The sequence below is a fragment of the Saprospiraceae bacterium genome (assembly GCA_016709995.1).
Taxonomy (GTDB): domain Bacteria; phylum Bacteroidota; class Bacteroidia; order Chitinophagales; family Saprospiraceae; genus JADJLQ01.
On the sequence record JADJLQ010000003.1, the window covers coordinates 42,136 to 59,701 of the forward strand.

Here is a 17,566-nt window from a genome sequence, read left to right on the forward strand (position 1 = left end):
ATTTTAAGACTTAACCACTTTTTTATAGATCTGGTTCACTTTTTTTTGAACATCGGATAGTCTATCATCCATCATTGACTCAAAACTCGATTTTAAATCATTAAAGCCAATATGGGCCTTATATTCCCACAGCTCACTGATGAGATGGAAGGGCAATGAATAGGTATCATAAACCGTATTGTCCGACACCAGTTGCAATTCTTTTTTTTCTTTGTTGACCCGCACTCTTTTATATACGATACCATCTGTCTTGTGTATGATGATATAGGTTTTATCATTGATTACATCGCTGAGTTTTTCTACATATTGTCCTATAATAAGGGTACCGCTTTCGACTGGAAGCATAGAGTCCCCCCTGATTTCAAATGCCCTGTAACTCCCCTGGTGCAGCCTCGGAATATAGATCCTTGGCAGTTTTTTGATGTATTGAGGATCTTGAAAGGATTGAAGATAGCCTGCCTCCGCTTTGGCATCGACGAGCTCTATATTTTGACGATTGGCCGGGTCTACCGTAATAGCCAGTATTTTAAAATCTTTGTCTAATGATTTTGGATGTAATTGTTCGAGTTGATGTTTGAGCAAATCATCCAGGTCCACGTGAAAGTACCCTGCGATTTTGCACAACATGGTAATATTGGGCTCCGTATGATTTCTTTCGTAATCTCCGAGGGTAGTTCGGGGTAAACCCAGATCATCTGCGGCCTGCTGCTGCGATATTTTTTTTACTTCTCTGAGGTATTTTAAATTGTCACCAAACATGGTAATCCGAATATTTCGTCAAAAATATTATAATTTTTCGACATAGGCGGACTTAATAAAATCTGATAGCTGCGATATTGTTGTATTGGTTTCATTTGGTTTTAGTAACTTTAATCACTTTTATTAATTAACAAAATACCTTAAAATATGAATCGTCGTCATTTTGTCAAATCTTCAGCCGCTATTGGCGGTACTGGATTACTGCTTGGTAGTGGTCCATTACAAGCCATGGTGCACAACTCAGTCAATGATGTAATAAAAATAGCCATGATAGGCTGTGGAGGTAGAGCTACAGGCGCAGCTATTCAAGCACTCTCTACCAAACAGAATGTCCAGCTGGTAGCGATGGCAGATGCTTTTCCTGATAGAATAGATGAAAGCGTCAAAGCGATCAAAAAAGAAATAGAAGACTCCGGACTGGACAAAAATAAATTTGCAGTCACTCCTGACAAAATGTTTTCGGGGTTTGATGCTTATAAAAAAGTCATTCCATTGTGTGATGTTGTCATCATCGCTACACCTCCGGGTTTCAGACCCATTCATTTTAAGGAGGCTATCGCTCAAAATAAGCACGTGTTCATGGAGAAACCGGTGGCTACCGATGCAGTAGGGGTGCGCAGTGTCCTGGAGACTGCTCAGAAAGCCAAGGATAAAAAACTTAATGTGGTGGTAGGCTTACAGAGGCACTATCAGAAAGTATACCAGCGCTGGGTCGAAGCCTTGCATGAAGGAGCTATTGGTGATATCACTGCTTCCAGGGTGTATTGGAATGATGCAGGCGTATGGGTCAAACCACGCCAGCCTAATCAAACCGAAATGGAATACCAAATGCGCAATTGGTATTACTTTGTCTGGTTGTGTGGCGATCATATCAATGAACAACATATCCATAACCTTGATGTAGGCAACTGGGTAAAACAAGCATATCCGATCAACGCCAGAGGCATGGGAGGACGACAGACCAGGACCGGTAAAGAATACGGCGAAATCTTTGATCACTTTGCAGTAGAATACGAGTATGCAGATGGCTCGAGGATGTATAGTCAGTGCAGACATAGCAAGGGCTGTCTTAATATGGTGACAGAACAATTTGATGGCACCAATGGAGTCGCTCCAAAACCAGGATTGATACAGACCCGCAAAGGATTTGTTCTGCTGAAACACGATGATAAAAAGGATGCCAATCCTTACCAGGTAGAGCATGATGAATTGTTTGCTGCAGTAGCCGCCAATGAATACAAATTTGCAGATGCAGAGAATGGAGCTAAAGCTACCCTCACTGCCATCATGGGCCGTATGGCAGCATATAGTGGTCAGTTGGTAGAGTGGGACAAAGCCCTTAATTCTACCATCAACCTCCAACCCAATGCCTATACCTGGGATACTTTGCCAAAGACCCTTCCTGACAAAGATGGTTGGTACGACATACCGATGCCGGGCAAGACCGTAGCCGTTTAATCATTGAGTTAATAATTTATTTCATCCATATTCCGAAGGCAAAGGTTTTCTTTGCCTTTGGCATTTATAACTGCTTTGAATAGCTGGTTACGAAGATTGATGTTTTCACTATCCCGTTTGCATGCATATTGGATCCAGGGAGTCTATACTTATGGCGTGCTATTATTTTGTTGTGGGTTGTATGGCCAGGGATCAATGTATTCTTTTCAAGATTACAAGATGGGCACTGCTTTTGAAATAAAAATCTTTACCGAGGATACCAGCGATATCTATGCCGCTGTTCAGGCTGCCTGGCATCGAATAGACGAGGTCAATGATATCTTTAGTGATTACAGTACCACCAGTGAACTATACTTTTTGCAACATCAACATGGTATGCCTACGCGGGTAAGCCCTATTTTCAGCGAACTGTTATCAACCAGTCTGTCGTACAGCAGATGTAGCTGGGGAGTATTTGATGTGACCGTAGGTTCACTTTCTCGCCTGTGGCGAAGAGCTATTAAAATGAATGAATTGCCGTCAAAGTCCAGGATAGATACTGCGCTCAAATATGTTGGATTTGATAAAATCAAGTTTGAGGGTACTACTATCACCATTCCTGATGGGGTATTACTTGATTTTGGTGCTATTGCCAAAGGATTTGCGGTAGATGAGGCAGTGAGTGTCCTCCGGTCAAAAGGGTTTTCAGCTATGATGGTGGATGGTGGGGGCGATCTTTATGTGGGCGATGCCCCGACCGGATCTGATGGGTGGAAGGTATTGGTCACCCTTCAATTAAAAAATAGAACCTGGATTGATACCACCATGGACCTCACGAATAAAGCTATTGTAACTTCTGGTGATCGCTTCAAGTTTATCCTCGACGCGAAAGGCCGTATATTTTCACACATCATTGATCCCCATACGGGCTATGGCATTCCAGGACCACATCAGACCACGGTCATCGCTTCGACCGCGATGCATGCAGATGCTTTGGCTACCTCGATCAGTATCCTTTGTCCGGGTAAAATCAGGCAATTTCGCAGGCGATGGAGGAAAGCTTTTCCACTCGATGATTCAAACTGGACCTATTTCAAATCCAAATTAAAATAGGAGCATATCTACTTGTCCGAAATCACCCTTAAGTGTTTTTCATGATTTTGAGGCTGATATCCAACTGGCCGGCAGAGTGTGTTAATGCTCCTGAGGATATGTAGTCTACACCGGTTAGGGCGATTTTTCTTACATTTTTCAAAGTGACCCCTCCGGATGCTTCAGTTTCGAACTTCCCACCATCCGTCTTGCCTTTGACGATGGCTACCGCTTCTTTGAGTATTGGGATTTCAAAATTGTCAAACATGATCCTGGTCACACCACCTACACGCAATACTTCGTATAGTTCTACCAGGTTACGTACTTCAATAGTGATGCCTCGTCGTAATTTATTTTTTTTCAAATAACTTTTGACTTGCAGGATAGCTTGCTCGATAGATCCACAGGCATCGATATGATTGTCTTTAATCATGATCCAGTCATAGAGTCCATCGCGATAATTATAACAACCGCCGCATTTGACTGCATACTTTTCCAAAAAACGCATCAAAGGAGTGGTCTTTCTGGTGTCCAATATTTTTACTGGAAGCCCTTCCACCTCCGCTGCAAAACGATCAGCCATACTCGCGATACCAGACAGCCTTTGCATAGTATTGAGCACAAGTCTTTCGACCAGGAGAAGCTTTCTGGTATTGCAGGTCACTTCAAAAGCGATATCGCCATATTCGACTGTAGCTCCATCCTTGATGAGGGCCTTAAATTTTGATTTGGGATCGACTAGTTTAAAAGCGCGCCGGGCTACAACCATGCCGGCCAGGATGCCATCGTCTTTGATGATACACCTGGCTTTAGAAGTGTCCTTGACACTGATACAGGCATTAGAGGTGTGATCGCCTGGTCCCACATCTTCTTTTAAGGCTAGTTTGATAAAGGTATCGAGTAGTTTTTGTTGCATAAGTTTATTAAAATAACAAGCCTATCTTTAGGCTCAATCCATGGAGCAAAGCTCGTGAATGTTCTGCATATTGTTCATATATATCGTCTGCAGGATCGGTTGTATTGCCCAAAGAGATAAAATTGGATTTGAATCCTCCATTTTTAGTCAGGTCAGTCAGATATTGAATGTATTGAGCACTGAAGTAAATGGCGGCATTGTTAGTGATATTTTTTTCAATACCTACTCCGGTGCCAAGTCCAAATTGAAAACGATGGAGGTCATTAATAATGTTTTCATTTTCTGTAAGGATCTTTTGGTTCCGCAGCGCCCCTCTGGCTTTGAGCATATTGGAAAAATATAAAGTGGGTAGTTCCACAAAAGTCCTGGCTTCTCGTCGACTGTTAAACATTTTTTTTATGCCCAGCGAAACGGACCAAAACTTCATGTTGTATTCCATTACACTGCCGTCAGGGATAGGTTTGGGACCATGATTATACTTCGGTACTTTGAGCTCCGACTCTGGCCAAAAATTCCCACCTGTGCTATAGCTCAACTTGCCTCCCTGGTTGAGGAAAAAAGAAGTAGCGGCTTCCAGTACCCATTGAGGTTTAAACATATAGTCAGCCTGCAATCCCATAGTCACCCCTGACATCGGCGAATGCGATTTAATAGTGACATCATTGGTGGAGATCCAGGTGAGATTGCCTGAAGTGCTGATACCAAACTTAAAAGATTGGGCAGATAACAGGGAAAAAGATGCTAAAAAAAGTACTATTAAAAGGTGTCTAAACAGTTTTTTCATTAAAGCGCGCAAATATCATGAATTTTGAATATAAAAAATCCTTCTATTTTCGTTGATGCCAACAATGTGCCATTCTAAAAATATTAAGGTTTTGTCCTTAGTAACGATTTGTTTTGTCTTTTTGTGTTTATTATTTCAATGCCGCTCCAATATTAACAATGATCTTCCTGGGTCGGTGGATGTTGTGGTAGATCAGTCCTGGATGAATGCCCTTGGTCAGGATCCTCGGGTGATATCCAAACAAATTACGCTAGATACAGCGCTATACCAGATTATTGGTACTGCTATATTAGGGCTCCGGGATAAATCCAATTGGGATTCAGGGATGGTCAGCTATATCAGTGATTCGAACAGGATTCGTACACGGGATAGTGCAGCATTGGCTTTTAAACACTTTGATTGGCAACAATCTCTAAGTGCTCCTTTGGCCAGATATCATAGTGATTTTCCTCAAAAAGAGATTCCCAAATTTTTTATGTTGATTACGGATTTTAATTATGGCATCTTCAATTTTCAGACAGTGGATGGCCATGATGCTATCGGTATCGGTACTGAAATGTTTATGGGCAAAACAGCACTCTATGATCAACTTTCCATTGCAAATCCCAATTTTTCCAATTATCTCAACCGCACCTTCAATACCTCACACCTGCCATCAAAGATCATGTACGCGATAGCAGATGATGCAATAGCTGCACCTGCCACAAACCGCTTTCTGGATAATTTATTGACCCAGGGCAAGAAAATTTTCCTGGTAAAAAAGTGGATGCCAGACCTTTCTGATACGATTTTGCTGGAATACACCGCAGACCAATTACAATGGGTGGAGGAAAATGAATTGGACATATGGCGATTTTTGCTGGCAGACAGACTGATGTACAAAGTCAGTGGCAAAGATGTCGCGAATCTTATCCAACCATCCCCACACAGTCAAGGCATGCCGCCGGATGCTCCTGGTCGTGCAGTAAACTATATAGGATGGAAAATCATTGATGCTTATATGAGAAAATCCAAATCCTCCGATGCAGATCTGGCAGGCAATCAGGATTTTGATCAAATTTTGAAAGTAGCACGGTACCGGCCGGATTGATGAGCAAAATATTGGAAAAATCACCCTTATATATATTTAAATCGCTGATTGGTATAGTATTTGTATATTAGTAATAAAATTAATTTGTATGGCCAGGAAAAGAGCGATCCCACTCGTTGATTTGTCTGATTTTACCAAAGGAGACGAAGCTTCTAAGAAAGCATTTATCAAAAAACTTTCCAAGGCTTTCCATGAGATCGGTTTCGTAGGAGTCGTGAATCATGGAATACCCAAGGCTCTGGTCAATAAATTTTACGCCGAATCGCAAGCTTTTTTTATGCTGCCTACGGAGAAAAAACAAAAGTATGAAGTGCCCGGTTTGGCAGGTCAGAGAGGATATACTTCTTTTGGAAAGGAGCATGCCAAGCAATCCAAAGTAGGTGATCTAAAAGAGTTTTTCCAGATAGGACAGGAGGTCAAAGGTAAAGATCCAATCAAAAAAGAATACCCAAAAAATGTATATGTTCGTGAAAGACCGCAGTATCTGGCTACCGGCATCAAACTTTACCAATCTTTTGAAAGATCCGGTGGCAAACTACTCAAAGCCATTGCTATCCATCTTGGCCTCGGCGAAAAATATTTTGATCCTAAAATCAAAAATGGCAATAGTATACTGCGATCGATCTATTATCCACCGATCACTGCCGAACCCAATTCCGCGATCAGGTCAGAACAGCACGAAGACATCAACCTGATTACTTTGTTGGTCGGTGCTTCAGCCGGTGGGCTTCAGGTCCTCAATCTTAAAGGGGAATGGCTGGATGTAGTCACTGAAAAGGACGAAATCGTCATTAATGTTGGTGATATGCTCCAGCGGTTGACCAATAACTATCTAAAATCTACTACACATAGAGTGGTGAATCCTCCCAAAGAAGACTGGCATAAGCCCCGGCTTTCTATTCCATTCTTCCTGCATCCCAGAAGTGAAATGGATCTTTCCTGTCTCGGAAAAACAGTCACCAAAGACAATCCATTGCATTATCCGCCGATCACCGCAGGAGATTATTTGGCAGAACGGCTGAGAGAGATAGGACTCAAAAAGTAGTCCTGGTCGCTATTTGTTTTCGTTCGCTGAAAGCTAATACATGGTTAATGTTTTCTGCCACCTTAAAATACTTGTATATTTGTCATTCAAAATCAACCAATCAGATATGAATTCTTTTATGCTTTTATCAATGCCCGGCGGTGGCGAATGGGTTTTAATTTTTGTAGTCGTATTGTTATTATTCGGAGGTAAAAAAATACCTGAGTTAATGAAAGGACTCGGAAAAGGTATTCGCGAATTTAATAATGCCCGTACTTCTATCGAAGAAGAAATCCAGGAAGGCATGCGCGAGATAGAAAAGAAAAAAATAAACGATCCTAAATAGGTAAGGCTTTTATTTTAGTGATTGTCATCTTCTAACCCCAATAGAATAACTGTTCTTGAGGGGTTTATTTTTTGTGATCTGTAACTATTTATTTTTTGGTTCGTTATTTATAAAAATTTATTCTCAAGCTATTATGTATAAAATCTTAACCATTGTTTTATTGATATCTGTTTCGTTTGGCGCCAACGCTCAAAAGTTTGGATATCTGAATTCTGCCGAAGTGCTCAGTAAAGTACCTGAAGTAGCCCTGGCCGATTCATTATTAAGAATGTATCAGGATTCGTTGGTCAAAGCCGGTGAACCACTGGTATCTGCATTTCAAAAACATGTACAAGACTATCAAGTGGAATCTCAAAAGGGCAACCTGGCGCCCATAGAAGCTAAAAAAAAGGAAGAAGAACTGACTAAAGAGCAGGATACGCTGAAAGCTTTAGAAAATGATGTAAAGCTTAAATTGATCCAACGCCGCGAGACCTTGTACAATCCTATCATTGACAAAATTGATAGCCTGGTCAAGAAAATAGGTAAGGACAATAATTATACAATGATCTTTGATTCAAGTCAGCCGGGTTATTTGTATTTACCTGAAGGGGACAACCTCGGAGCCCTGGTGCTTAAGGAGTTAGGACTTCAATAATCTAAGCAGTTGGGATTTTATCGACCCTGGTAGCATGTCGGCCGCCGTCAAATTCTTCATATAAAAAGATATTGACGAGGTTGACTGCTACAGACAGATCTATGTACCGAGCAGGGATCGCGATTATATTGGCATTATTGTGTCTCCTGGCTAGCCTGGCCAGGTCTTCGTTCCAACAAATGGCCGCACGAATGCCTTGATGTTTGTTAGCAGTGATGGCCACACCATTGCCACTACCACATACCAATACTCCAAAGTCTGCTGCACCTTTCTCCACCGCATTGGCGACCGGATGAGCAAAATCAGGGTAATCTACACTATCCTCTGTATAAGTACCATAATCTATACAATCAATATTCTGTGATTGGAGGCTTCTGAGTATAGCCTGCTTCACTTCAAATCCGGCGTGATCTGCACCTAAGGCAATCGTCATAAGATATTATTTTTTATGTGGTGCAAATATCGTTTAATTGTCGATATACTAATTCTCTGTGAGGGAGAATTATTAATCCCCTATTGAGCATTAGAAATTCTAATGCTCAATTGATCCCGATGTTGCAATCGGGAAAATTCAAAGGTTTATAAAGAACTTATTAATGAACCTTTGAATTTCAATGTCAAGATTAACCTCTGACGGAGTGACTGATGGTTCTATCAGCATCCCGATATTAATCATCGGGATCTGACACTCATCAGAGTCATCACGACCTGATAAGATATTGATTTTCATATCGATATCTTCATCAGCCTTTTGGGCAAATAGTGCTAATGCATTATTTGGGTTATTTTGTGGTCTATATGCGACTATATTTTCCAAAAAACGGGCTATTCATATTTTTTTGTGCCCTGCTGATCACTTGTAAAACAGAGAAACCAGCAGATACCATTATATATCATGGCAATATCTATACGGTAGACCCTGATCAGCCCCAAGCCCAGGCGGTGGCCATCCGCGATGGTATATTGGTATATGTAGGGTCTGACGAAGGGGTAGCTAATTTCAAAGGAGATTCAACAAGGATGATTGATGCGGAAGGCAAGTTTGTCATGCCGGGATTCATCGAAGGTCATGGACATTTTCCAGGTCTGGGCGGAAGCTTGATGAATCTCAATTTTATCAAGACCAAAAGCTGGGATGAAATAGTGTCCATGGTACAGGAACGCATAAAGACTGCCAAACCTGGGGAATGGATCATTGGCAGAGGCTGGCATCAGGAAAAATGGACTCAACCATTGTTTGCCTCCGTGCACGGCTATCCTATGCATGATGCATTATCCGCCATCTCTCCCAACAATCCGGTCATCCTCGAACATGCCAGCGGACATGGCGTCTTTGCCAATAAAATGGCAATGGATATGGCTGGCGTGTCCAAAGAAACACCCAATCCTAAAGGAGGGGCTATCGTACGGGATGATCAGGGAGATGCCATCGGTATGTTTGAAGAGACCGCCCAAAGTATCATCAACCAGGTATACAATCACTATCTCAAGAACCAACCCCCGGAAGAATTAGAGCGCATCTGGCACCAGGGGATAGAACTAGCCTCACAGGAATGTTTGAGCAAAGGGGTGACCTCTTTTCAGGATGCTGGCAGTAGCTTTCAGGAAATGGACTGGTTTAAAGCTTTGGCGGAGTCCGGCAAACTGAGACTTCGTCTATGGTCTATGCTGAGCCAACCAAAAGAGGATGAATATAATTTACTGGCTGCTTTCCCTAAAATTGGACTGGGCAATGATTTTTTTACTTGTAGGGCTATCAAATCATATGTGGATGGTGCTTTGGGTTCATATGGTGCCTGGTTATTGAGTCCTTATAGTGACAGACAAGACAATTTTTATGGGCAAAATACTGGTGAGATCTCCATCATCAATACCACAGCAGACCTATGCATCCAACATGGACTACAGCTCTGTGTCCATGCCATAGGCGATCGTGCCAACCGCGAAATCCTGGATCTGATGGAACACCATTTTACGGAACATCCCGAGCTTAAAGACTTGCGTTGGAGAATAGAGCATAGCCAACACCTGGATACAGCAGATATTCCCAGGTTTGGCAGACTGGGTGTGATCGCTTCCATGCAAGGCATACATTGTACCAGCGATGCGCCTTTTGTAGTCAAGAGATTGGGTGAGTTTCGTGCGCGCACCGGCGCCTACGCCTGGAAGAGTTTGCTTCAATCAGGGGCGGTCGTATCCAATGGTACCGATGTGCCGGTAGAAGATGTTGACCCAATAGAGTGTTTTTATGCTACAGTCACCCGCACCCGGGTAGACAATGGCCTGGTCTTTTTTCCTGAGCAAAAACTGTCCCGTGCAGAAGCGATATATTCCTATACGATGGCGCCTGCTTTTGCAGCTTTCGAAGAAAAAACGAAAGGATCGGTGACAGTGGGCAAATGGGCGGACCTGGTCGTGCTGTCTCAGGATTTAGCACATTGTCCTGATGAAGACATCATGAAAACTCAAGTGCTTCAGACCATCGTTGGAGGCAAAATCGAATATCACCGATGAGCAGACGCTTAAGTGCTCTTTGTTTGTATTGCCTGCTTAGTGTTGGATTTTTTTTCATAGAATGCAAGCCCGGGCTGTTCCTGGCAGAAAATACATTTTTTAAACCTGGAGAAAATCCTATTCTAAGCGCCGACTCATCCTTTCAATTTGTCGACCCGATCACTAATAATACTGTACTTTGGCAGAAGGCAGATGTTTTTAATCCTGCTGCGATCGTCAAAGACCACCAGGTCTATATATTATATCGATGTGAGGACAATCCAGCTGCCCATTTAGGAGGTCGGACATCCAGGTTAGGTTTAGCCCGGAGTGATGACGGCATACATTTTACCAAACATCCTGTTCCGGTACTGTTTCCCGACGATGATCCTTATAAGAAATATGAATACCCCGGCGGCTGCGAAGATCCCCGATTATGTCAGACCGAAGATGGCAGATATGTCGTAGCTTATACTGCATGGAATCAGGACATAGCCAGGCTGAGCATCGCCTTTTCTACCGATCTGATACATTGGGATAAAAAAGGACCGGCTTTTGCCAAAGCTTACCAGGGCAAATGGCTGAATACCTGGAGCAAGTCAGGGTCTATGATCACCAAAATGAAGGGCGGTCGTCCAGTATTGGCCAAAATCAATGGAAAATATTGGATGTACTGGGGCGAACAATTGATCAATCTCGCCTGGTCTGACAATTTATATGATTGGTACCCTTCGCTGAATGCGGACAGTACCCTGGCTGCAGTCATCAGCCCCAAGCGAGGCTATTTTGATAGTCATTTGACAGAATGTGGACCACCTGCGATCATTACTCAACAGGGCATCACACTATTATACAATGGCAAAAATCTCTCTGGATCGGATGCTAGCCCCGATCTTCCTGCCAATACCTACTCGGTAGGTAAATTGATCCTCGATCCGGGAGATCCGTCTAAGGTCTTGTACCGGTCTGATCGACCTTTTATGCAGCCCAGTTTGCCTCACGAACGATCTGGCCAATACGCAGCAGGCACCACTTTTGCCGAAGGATTGGTCTATTTTAAAAAGAAGTGGTTTTTATATTATGGCACGGCTGACTCCTTTGTGGGTTTGGCGGTGACTCGATGATATTTCCCTTTTTTATTCCCCATATCGGTTTAACCATTCTTCCCTCATCCAAAGTGCTAATGATGGATCATTTGACAAATAAAGCCTCTTTAAAAGATTTCTATTAATTCATCTTTATCAGTCTTCTACAATAAACTTATTTTTGCGGGTCATGGCAAAAGATAAGGCTCAGGATCAGGAGGAACAGGAATACATCGAAGTAGTCGGCGCCAGTGAGCACAATCTCAAGCATGTCAGCCTGAAAATCCCTCGCAATCAGCTGGTCGTCATCACCGGGCTCAGCGGTAGTGGCAAGTCCTCTCTGGCTTTCGATACCATCTATGCAGAAGGCCAACGCCGATATATGGAGACCTTCTCCGCCTATGCCAGACAGTTTATAGGCACTATGGAAAGGCCTGATGTAGAGCTGATTACAGGGCTTAGTCCGGTTATTTCTATTGAGCAAAAGACCAGTGGGTGGAATCCCCGGTCTACAGTAGGTACTATCACAGAGATCTATGATTTGTTCCGCTTATTGTTTGCCCGGGCCGGTGAGGCTTATAGCTATGCTACGGGAAAGAAAATGGTCAAGTACAGTGAAGCCCAGGTCATAGACCATATCCTGACCACCTACAATGAGCAAAAAATAGTCTTGCTGGCTCCGGTGATCAGGGGACGCAAAGGCCACTACAGAGAGATCTTCGAGCAAGCCCGCAAACAAGGCTATTCCAAAGTCAGGGTAGATGGCAAGACCATGGATCTCAAGCCAGGCATGCAAGTCGATCGATACAAAGTACATGACATAGAGGTAGTGATAGACCGCATACAGGTCATGATCAATAAGCGGGACAGGCTCGCCTCCTCCGTGCAATTATCTATGAAAATGGGCAATGGCCTGCTCATGGTTGAAGATGAACACGGCAATGTGGTGCCATACAGTCAGAATCTGATGGACGCTGAGCACGGCATATCTTATGAAGATCCATCACCCAATACCTTCTCTTTTAACTCTCCTTATGGTGCTTGCCCGTCCTGCGATGGCCTGGGTAAAATGCACCAGGTCGATATCGATAAGGTGATCCCTGATGCCAATAAAAGTATTAATGAAGCGGGCATCCTGCCTTTGGGGGAAGTCAGAGAAAATATGACTTTTCAACAATTGAGGGCTATCTCAAAAAAGTATGGCTTCACCTTTAGCACTCCTGTCAATAAAATACCGGCCAAAGCCCTGGAGCTCATCCTGCATGGGGGTGATGACAGCTTTGATGTCAAGACTACTTATTCACAAAATGATTTTGTCTACAACCTGGCCAATGAAGGTCTGCTCAATATGCTGATCAGGTGGCACCGTGACAGTACCAGTGAAAAAATACGCCAGTGGGCGGAAGAGTTTATGACGATCTCCGAATGTCCTGAATGCAAAGGGGCCAGACTAAAAATAGAGGCCCTGCACTTTAAAATCGGGGATCAAAATATCTCTCAACTGGCAGACCTGGACCTTTCTGACCTGGCCAAATGGCTGGAAGAAGTACAACCCAAACTATCCTCCCGTCAGCAACAGATCGGTACGGATGTCATCAAAGAAATCGGACTGCGTCTGAAGTTTCTTTTGCACGTTGGCCTCGACTACCTCAGTATGAACAGACCGGCCAACTCACTCTCCGGGGGAGAATCCCAGCGCACCCGCCTGGCTACGCAGATCGGATCACAACTGACAGGAGTCACCTATATCCTTGACGAGCCCAGTATAGGCTTGCACGCACGCGACAACCAGCGGTTAATCCAGGCACTACGTGAGCTGAGGGACATTGGCAATTCTCTCCTGGTCGTCGAACATGATAAAGAGATCATGCTGGCGTCTGATTACCTCATCGACCTGGGTCCCGGGGCGGGCACCCACGGAGGAGAGATAGTCGCTCAGGGCACCCCCAGGGATTTTATGGATAAGCAGTCCATGACAGCAGATTTTTTGAGTGGCAAACAAAAGATTGAAGTCCCAAAGTCGCGCCGACCGGGCAATGGCAAGTATATTCATATCGAGGGGGCTTCCGGCCACAATCTGCAATCTGTCAACGTGAGTATACCGTTGGGCACCTTTATATGTGTCACCGGGGTCAGTGGCAGTGGCAAGAGCAGCCTGATCAATGAGACCTTGTATCCTATCTTGCGCAAATACTTTTATGGAAGTCTGCAGAAGCCATTGGCTTATAAAAAATTGACCGGGATCGATGAAGTAGACAAGGTGATCGAGATCGATCAGTCTCCCATCGGGCGTACCCCCAGGTCTAATCCGGCTACTTACACAGGCGTATTCACCGATATCCGCAATATCTTCACCGGGCTCCCGGAGTCGATGATCAGAGGCTACAAAGCCGGCAGGTTTTCATTTAATGTCAAGGGTGGCCGCTGTGAAACCTGTGAGGGTGGGGGCATGCGGGTCATCGAGATGAATTTTCTGCCTGATGTGCTCGTCGAATGTGAAACCTGCCTGGGGAGGCGGTACAATCGGGAGACCCTGGAGATCTTGTACAAGGGCAAAAATATCTCCCAGGTACTGGACATGAAAGTAGAAGATGCGATGCATTTCTTCGAAAACATCCCCAATATCCATCGTCGTATGAAGACCCTCTACGAAGTAGGTCTGGGTTATATCTCCCTTGGCCAGCAAGCGACTACGCTGTCGGGAGGTGAAGCCCAACGTGTTAAACTCTCTGAAGAGCTGTCCAAACGCGATAGTGGCAATACCTTATATATTCTGGATGAGCCCACCACAGGCTTGCATTTTCAGGACATACAACACCTTATAGATATCCTCAACAGGCTGGTGGATCGGGGCAATACGGTCCTGGTCATCGAGCACAATCTCGATGTGATCAAAGTAGCCGATCATATTATTGATATGGGACCTGAAGGAGGAAAATATGGTGGTAGATTGGTCGCCGAAGGTCCACCTGAAAAAGTGGCAAAGTCTAAAACCAGTCTGACCGCAAAGTATCTGAAAGACGAGTTGGGTCTAAAATAGACGCCAAAATCTTACTATGAAATATGATACATCCACTTTGCTATTTTCATTGTAAAAATTATAATAATATACTTTGAGCAGGATACAATTTTATAATATATTGTAAATCAATCATAATTGGCAGGGCGACAGAAGAAGTCAAGTTTGTGCAGAAGACATTGGGTTAGTTCTTGACTTCTTGGCGGGCAGAAAGATGCTATCTTTATTTCCGTTTAGGGCTTATACACAAGGAAGTTAAGAGCTTTCGCAGAAGCAGGCTCACAACCAGGTATATTAGCGGTTTAAGCAAAAAAAAAGGTCCGGAACCACCCGGACCTACCTAAAATTACCCTTTATACTAAATACCTACTTGCGCTCTAGAAATGAGCGCAGTTTCTTTATTGTCACCCTTGCGACGCTCTTCTGCCATTGATGGGGATTACCTTTCCCCCGCCTACGGCAGCAGGAGCCTGATTAAAATTGGCCTGCATGATCGGCAGATATTCCAGCATTGTGCCGAACATAGAGGAGATCCCTTCGATATCTCCTTTAAGTTTCCCTAGGTGGGTTGCAGAAGCATTTTGTTCCTGTATAGGCTGAATCTCAGCTACCAGCTCTACCAATTTATCCAGAGACCTTCTTTTGTAATATTTTACCAGTTTTTCCATGACGAGCCATAGATTGGTCTCTGCCCTGAAATACTCCTTACGTTCACCTTTGATATGGGATTTAAATACCAGTTCGAAATCCATCAGGGTATGCAATATAGTATTGACATTTCCCCTGGACATATGCAGATCTGCCATTATAGCTTCTGCAGACATCTGCTCATTCTGAATCAAAAGCAACGCATAAACCTGTGACTCTGAGCGACTTACACCCCAAGTGCTGGCCATGATACCCCAAGCTTCGATGAATTTGTGATTGGAATCGGGTTGATGCATTTTTTTTGTTTTAAAATCCTTCAGGTTGAGAAACTACTGCAAATGCAGCAAAAGTCCCTAAATAACCAATTGCTAATATTAATAAACACATAGTTTTGTAATTTGATAACAAAGCTATGACTAAAAGACTGCTGCATATTTATCTAAATTATTAAATTTAGGACATAGCAAAAGTTTAAAAATTATGTGATTAATATATTATATTGCTGATTATCAATAAGATATTACTGTTTTAGTGATAATACATATCAAGAATATTTAATCCGACCTACTTTTATGCTACAAATGTATTGCTTAAAATTGCAAAATATTTTATCATAAAATCCCATATTAGGACATATCAGTTAGGTGGGATTATTAAAATTTTTATACATAATTAATTAATAATCTGTTATTTATAATAAATTAATTATAATGAAAGATATCAAAACAATTGTAACTTTTTTAGATAAAGCAAAGATCGATAAATCAGAATTATTTACTTCTGATGATTTTCAAGGATCTAAGTCTAAGATGGCAAAAATATTTAATCTTATAAAAGAAAATAATTTTCACGATAAGAAAGAACTTGAAAAAGCGATGTATGGCAAAGTATTGGATGATTGGGGTTTTAAAAAATTATTTTATAGGTTTAAAGATAAATTGACTAACACCTTATTTTTTGCTGATACAAGTTCGCCGCTATTCAGTGAAAGGACCAAAGCTTATTATATATGCTCAAGAAGAGCTTTTTTATCAAGAATGCTTGTTGAAAGAGGAGCTAGAGATATGGCCATTGAGTTAGCAGAGGGTACTATATCTGTTACTCTTAAGTATGAATTTACAGATATAACAGTCTTGTTATCCAGGTTCTTGATTAAGCAATTTAGTATAATTCAACCAGACGCAAGAAGGTTTATAAAATACTTCGAAATTTTTAAAAAGAATTCACAGATACTTAAAGATGAAATTGAAATGGAGGAAATAATGTGCATATATTCTTTAAATGCCCATACCAAGGATGTTAAAAAACACTTAACTAACTATTTGAGAGAATCTGAAACTATCGTTTCAAGAACTCAAGAGTTATCCCAAAATGAGCCTTCTATTGAGCTTATCCTTTCTTGCTCTTCTATTTTATTAGAACATTATAAGATAAGCAAAGATTATAGAAGTTTTCAATTGTGGTCAGTTTATTTTGCAGATAAAATACTTTCAAAACAATTTTTATCTGTTGTTACTTTAGAGGTATTAGTTCACACACAATTGAGAATGGCTTTAATTTCAAAGGATGACAAAATAGCTAAAATATTATTTGAAAAATATTTTTCATTTCAAAATGTAGGTAATTATAATTGGTTTGTAAGTTATTATTATTTTATTATGATAATGTTTCATTCGAAGGAATATGAAGTAGGATATCACAATTTGATTTTTATCACAGAATATAAGACATTTAGAAACCAATCCCTTACTATCCGCTTATATTTTTATATGTTACTAGCATATGCGCACTTTTTAAAATTAATAAAAAAGTTAGAAGATGATGCTTCTAATAAGCAATTTAGGTTAAGTAAATTTCTAAACGAGGTTCCTGAATTTACCAGGGATAAACAAGGAACCAATATCCCGATTATCCTTGTTCAAATTTTATTTTTCCTCGCTGATAAAAAATACAATAAAATCATAGACCGTATAGAATCTTTAAACCTCTACTCCTACCGCCACCTCAAAAAAGATGAAAACTTCCGATCCCAGTGTTTTATCCGAATGATCTCAGAGATGGTCAGGGCTGATTTTCGCAAGACAGGTACAATATTCAGGACCGAAAAATTATTTAATAAACTCCAGGCGGTTCCGATAGAGACCTATCCTAATAGTGCTGCGACGGAGATCATCCCGTATGAGGATCTTTGGGCGATGATCTTGGAGCGGTTGGATTAGTTTGGTGGTGGAGACCA

The 17,566-nt window shown here is 42.1% G+C and carries 15 protein-coding genes; 10 read left to right on the forward strand and 5 right to left on the reverse strand.

Translation table 11 applies throughout. The annotated features are described in order from the left end of the window. Nucleotides 1-3: 3 nt before the first annotated feature. Nucleotides 4-759: a helix-turn-helix domain-containing protein gene (locus IPJ09_19390; GenBank protein ID MBK7373556.1), complete on the reverse strand. Its 756-nt coding sequence runs from the start codon at nt 757-759 to the stop codon at nt 4-6. Nucleotides 760-906: 147 nt separating this feature from the next. Here IPJ09_19390 and IPJ09_19395 point away from each other — a divergent pair, with 147 nt between their 5' ends. Together IPJ09_19395 and IPJ09_19400 are read left to right on the forward strand one after the other, a co-directional pair. Continuing rightward, nucleotides 907-2,217 (forward strand): Gfo/Idh/MocA family oxidoreductase, encoded by a 1,311-nt coding sequence (locus IPJ09_19395; protein ID MBK7373557.1) that lies wholly within the window; start codon nt 907-909, stop codon nt 2,215-2,217. 75 nt (nt 2,218-2,292) lie between these two features. Continuing rightward, nucleotides 2,293-3,309, forward strand: coding sequence for an FAD:protein FMN transferase (locus IPJ09_19400; protein MBK7373558.1), 1,017 nt, complete (start codon nt 2,293-2,295; stop codon nt 3,307-3,309). Nucleotides 3,310-3,337: 28 nt separating this feature from the next. On the opposite strand, the gene nadC is transcribed toward IPJ09_19400, so the two are convergent. Then, nucleotides 3,338-4,204, reverse strand: coding sequence for a carboxylating nicotinate-nucleotide diphosphorylase (nadC, locus tag IPJ09_19405; GenBank protein ID MBK7373559.1), 867 nt, complete (start codon nt 4,202-4,204; stop codon nt 3,338-3,340). Between the two features lie 7 nt (nt 4,205-4,211). Then, nucleotides 4,212-4,988, reverse strand: coding sequence for an outer membrane beta-barrel protein (locus IPJ09_19410; GenBank protein ID MBK7373560.1), 777 nt, complete (start codon nt 4,986-4,988; stop codon nt 4,212-4,214). A gap of 91 nt (nt 4,989-5,079) precedes the next feature. Here IPJ09_19410 and IPJ09_19415 point away from each other — a divergent pair, with 91 nt between their 5' ends. The 4 genes from IPJ09_19415 to IPJ09_19430 all read left to right on the forward strand — a co-directional run bounded on the left by IPJ09_19415 (nt 5,080) and on the right by IPJ09_19430 (nt 8,085). Beyond that, nucleotides 5,080-6,078 carry a hypothetical protein gene (locus tag IPJ09_19415; protein MBK7373561.1) on the forward strand — a complete coding sequence of 333 codons (999 nt, stop codon included), beginning with the start codon at nt 5,080-5,082 and terminating at the stop codon, nt 6,076-6,078. 88 nt (nt 6,079-6,166) lie between these two features. Continuing rightward, complete coding sequence (locus tag IPJ09_19420; protein MBK7373562.1) at nt 6,167-7,123, forward strand: isopenicillin N synthase family oxygenase; 957 nt, start codon at nt 6,167-6,169, stop codon at nt 7,121-7,123. 130 nt (nt 7,124-7,253) lie between these two features. Beyond that, nucleotides 7,254-7,448, forward strand: coding sequence for a twin-arginine translocase TatA/TatE family subunit (gene tatA, locus IPJ09_19425; GenBank protein ID MBK7373563.1), 195 nt, complete (start codon nt 7,254-7,256; stop codon nt 7,446-7,448). A gap of 133 nt (nt 7,449-7,581) precedes the next feature. Continuing rightward, complete coding sequence (locus tag IPJ09_19430) at nt 7,582-8,085, forward strand: OmpH family outer membrane protein (protein ID MBK7373564.1); 504 nt, start codon at nt 7,582-7,584, stop codon at nt 8,083-8,085. 1 nt (nt 8,086) lies between these two features. Here IPJ09_19430 and rpiB read toward each other — a convergent pair whose 3' ends face one another. Further along, nucleotides 8,087-8,518 (reverse strand): ribose 5-phosphate isomerase B, encoded by a 432-nt coding sequence (gene rpiB / locus IPJ09_19435; GenBank protein MBK7373565.1) that lies wholly within the window; start codon nt 8,516-8,518, stop codon nt 8,087-8,089. A 365-nt stretch (nt 8,519-8,883) separates the two neighbouring features. Between rpiB and IPJ09_19440 the strand changes: the two genes are divergently transcribed. The 3 genes from IPJ09_19440 to uvrA all read left to right on the forward strand — a co-directional run bounded on the left by IPJ09_19440 (nt 8,884) and on the right by uvrA (nt 14,703). Further along, nucleotides 8,884-10,599: an amidohydrolase gene (locus IPJ09_19440; GenBank protein MBK7373566.1), complete on the forward strand. Its 1,716-nt coding sequence runs from the start codon at nt 8,884-8,886 to the stop codon at nt 10,597-10,599. Then, entirely contained in the window at nt 10,596-11,702 is a 1,107-nt protein-coding gene (locus IPJ09_19445) for a hypothetical protein (GenBank protein MBK7373567.1), read from the forward strand. Before IPJ09_19440 ends, IPJ09_19445 begins: the two co-directional genes overlap by 4 nt. 151 nt (nt 11,703-11,853) lie before the next feature. After that, nucleotides 11,854-14,703 carry an excinuclease ABC subunit UvrA gene (gene uvrA / locus IPJ09_19450; protein ID MBK7373568.1) on the forward strand — a complete coding sequence of 950 codons (2,850 nt, stop codon included), beginning with the start codon at nt 11,854-11,856 and terminating at the stop codon, nt 14,701-14,703. 383 nt (nt 14,704-15,086) lie between these two features. Here uvrA and IPJ09_19455 read toward each other — a convergent pair whose 3' ends face one another. After that, a complete protein-coding gene (locus IPJ09_19455; GenBank protein MBK7373569.1) occupies nt 15,087-15,626 on the reverse strand; it encodes a hypothetical protein in 540 nt (179 codons plus the stop codon). Between the two features lie 414 nt (nt 15,627-16,040). Here IPJ09_19455 and IPJ09_19460 point away from each other — a divergent pair, with 414 nt between their 5' ends. Continuing rightward, nucleotides 16,041-17,549 carry a hypothetical protein gene (locus IPJ09_19460; protein MBK7373570.1) on the forward strand — a complete coding sequence of 503 codons (1,509 nt, stop codon included), beginning with the start codon at nt 16,041-16,043 and terminating at the stop codon, nt 17,547-17,549. The last annotated feature ends 17 nt before the right edge of the window (nt 17,550-17,566 follow it).

What these genes read in the sequence shown, in the direction of transcription:
- IPJ09_19420 (MBK7373562.1), top strand. Translation starts at nt 6,167, where the DNA reads ATGGCCAGGAAAAGAGCGATCCCACTCGTTGATTTGTCTGATTTTACC.
- IPJ09_19440 (MBK7373566.1), top strand. Translation starts at nt 8,884, where the DNA reads ATGCGACTATATTTTCCAAAAAACGGGCTATTCATATTTTTTTGTGCC.
- rpiB (MBK7373565.1), bottom strand. Translation starts at nt 8,518, where the DNA reads ATGACGATTGCCTTAGGTGCAGATCACGCCGGATTTGAAGTGAAGCAG.
- uvrA (MBK7373568.1), top strand. Translation starts at nt 11,854, where the DNA reads ATGGCAAAAGATAAGGCTCAGGATCAGGAGGAACAGGAATACATCGAA.
- IPJ09_19410 (MBK7373560.1), bottom strand. Translation starts at nt 4,988, where the DNA reads ATGAAAAAACTGTTTAGACACCTTTTAATAGTACTTTTTTTAGCATCT.
- IPJ09_19460 (MBK7373570.1), top strand. Translation starts at nt 16,041, where the DNA reads ATGAAAGATATCAAAACAATTGTAACTTTTTTAGATAAAGCAAAGATC.
- IPJ09_19390 (MBK7373556.1), bottom strand. Translation starts at nt 759, where the DNA reads ATGTTTGGTGACAATTTAAAATACCTCAGAGAAGTAAAAAAAATATCG.
- IPJ09_19430 (MBK7373564.1), top strand. Translation starts at nt 7,582, where the DNA reads ATGTATAAAATCTTAACCATTGTTTTATTGATATCTGTTTCGTTTGGC.
- IPJ09_19395 (MBK7373557.1), top strand. Translation starts at nt 907, where the DNA reads ATGAATCGTCGTCATTTTGTCAAATCTTCAGCCGCTATTGGCGGTACT.
- tatA (MBK7373563.1), top strand. Translation starts at nt 7,254, where the DNA reads ATGCCCGGCGGTGGCGAATGGGTTTTAATTTTTGTAGTCGTATTGTTA.
- IPJ09_19445 (MBK7373567.1), top strand. Translation starts at nt 10,596, where the DNA reads ATGAGCAGACGCTTAAGTGCTCTTTGTTTGTATTGCCTGCTTAGTGTT.
- nadC (MBK7373559.1), bottom strand. Translation starts at nt 4,204, where the DNA reads ATGCAACAAAAACTACTCGATACCTTTATCAAACTAGCCTTAAAAGAA.
- IPJ09_19455 (MBK7373569.1), bottom strand. Translation starts at nt 15,626, where the DNA reads ATGCATCAACCCGATTCCAATCACAAATTCATCGAAGCTTGGGGTATC.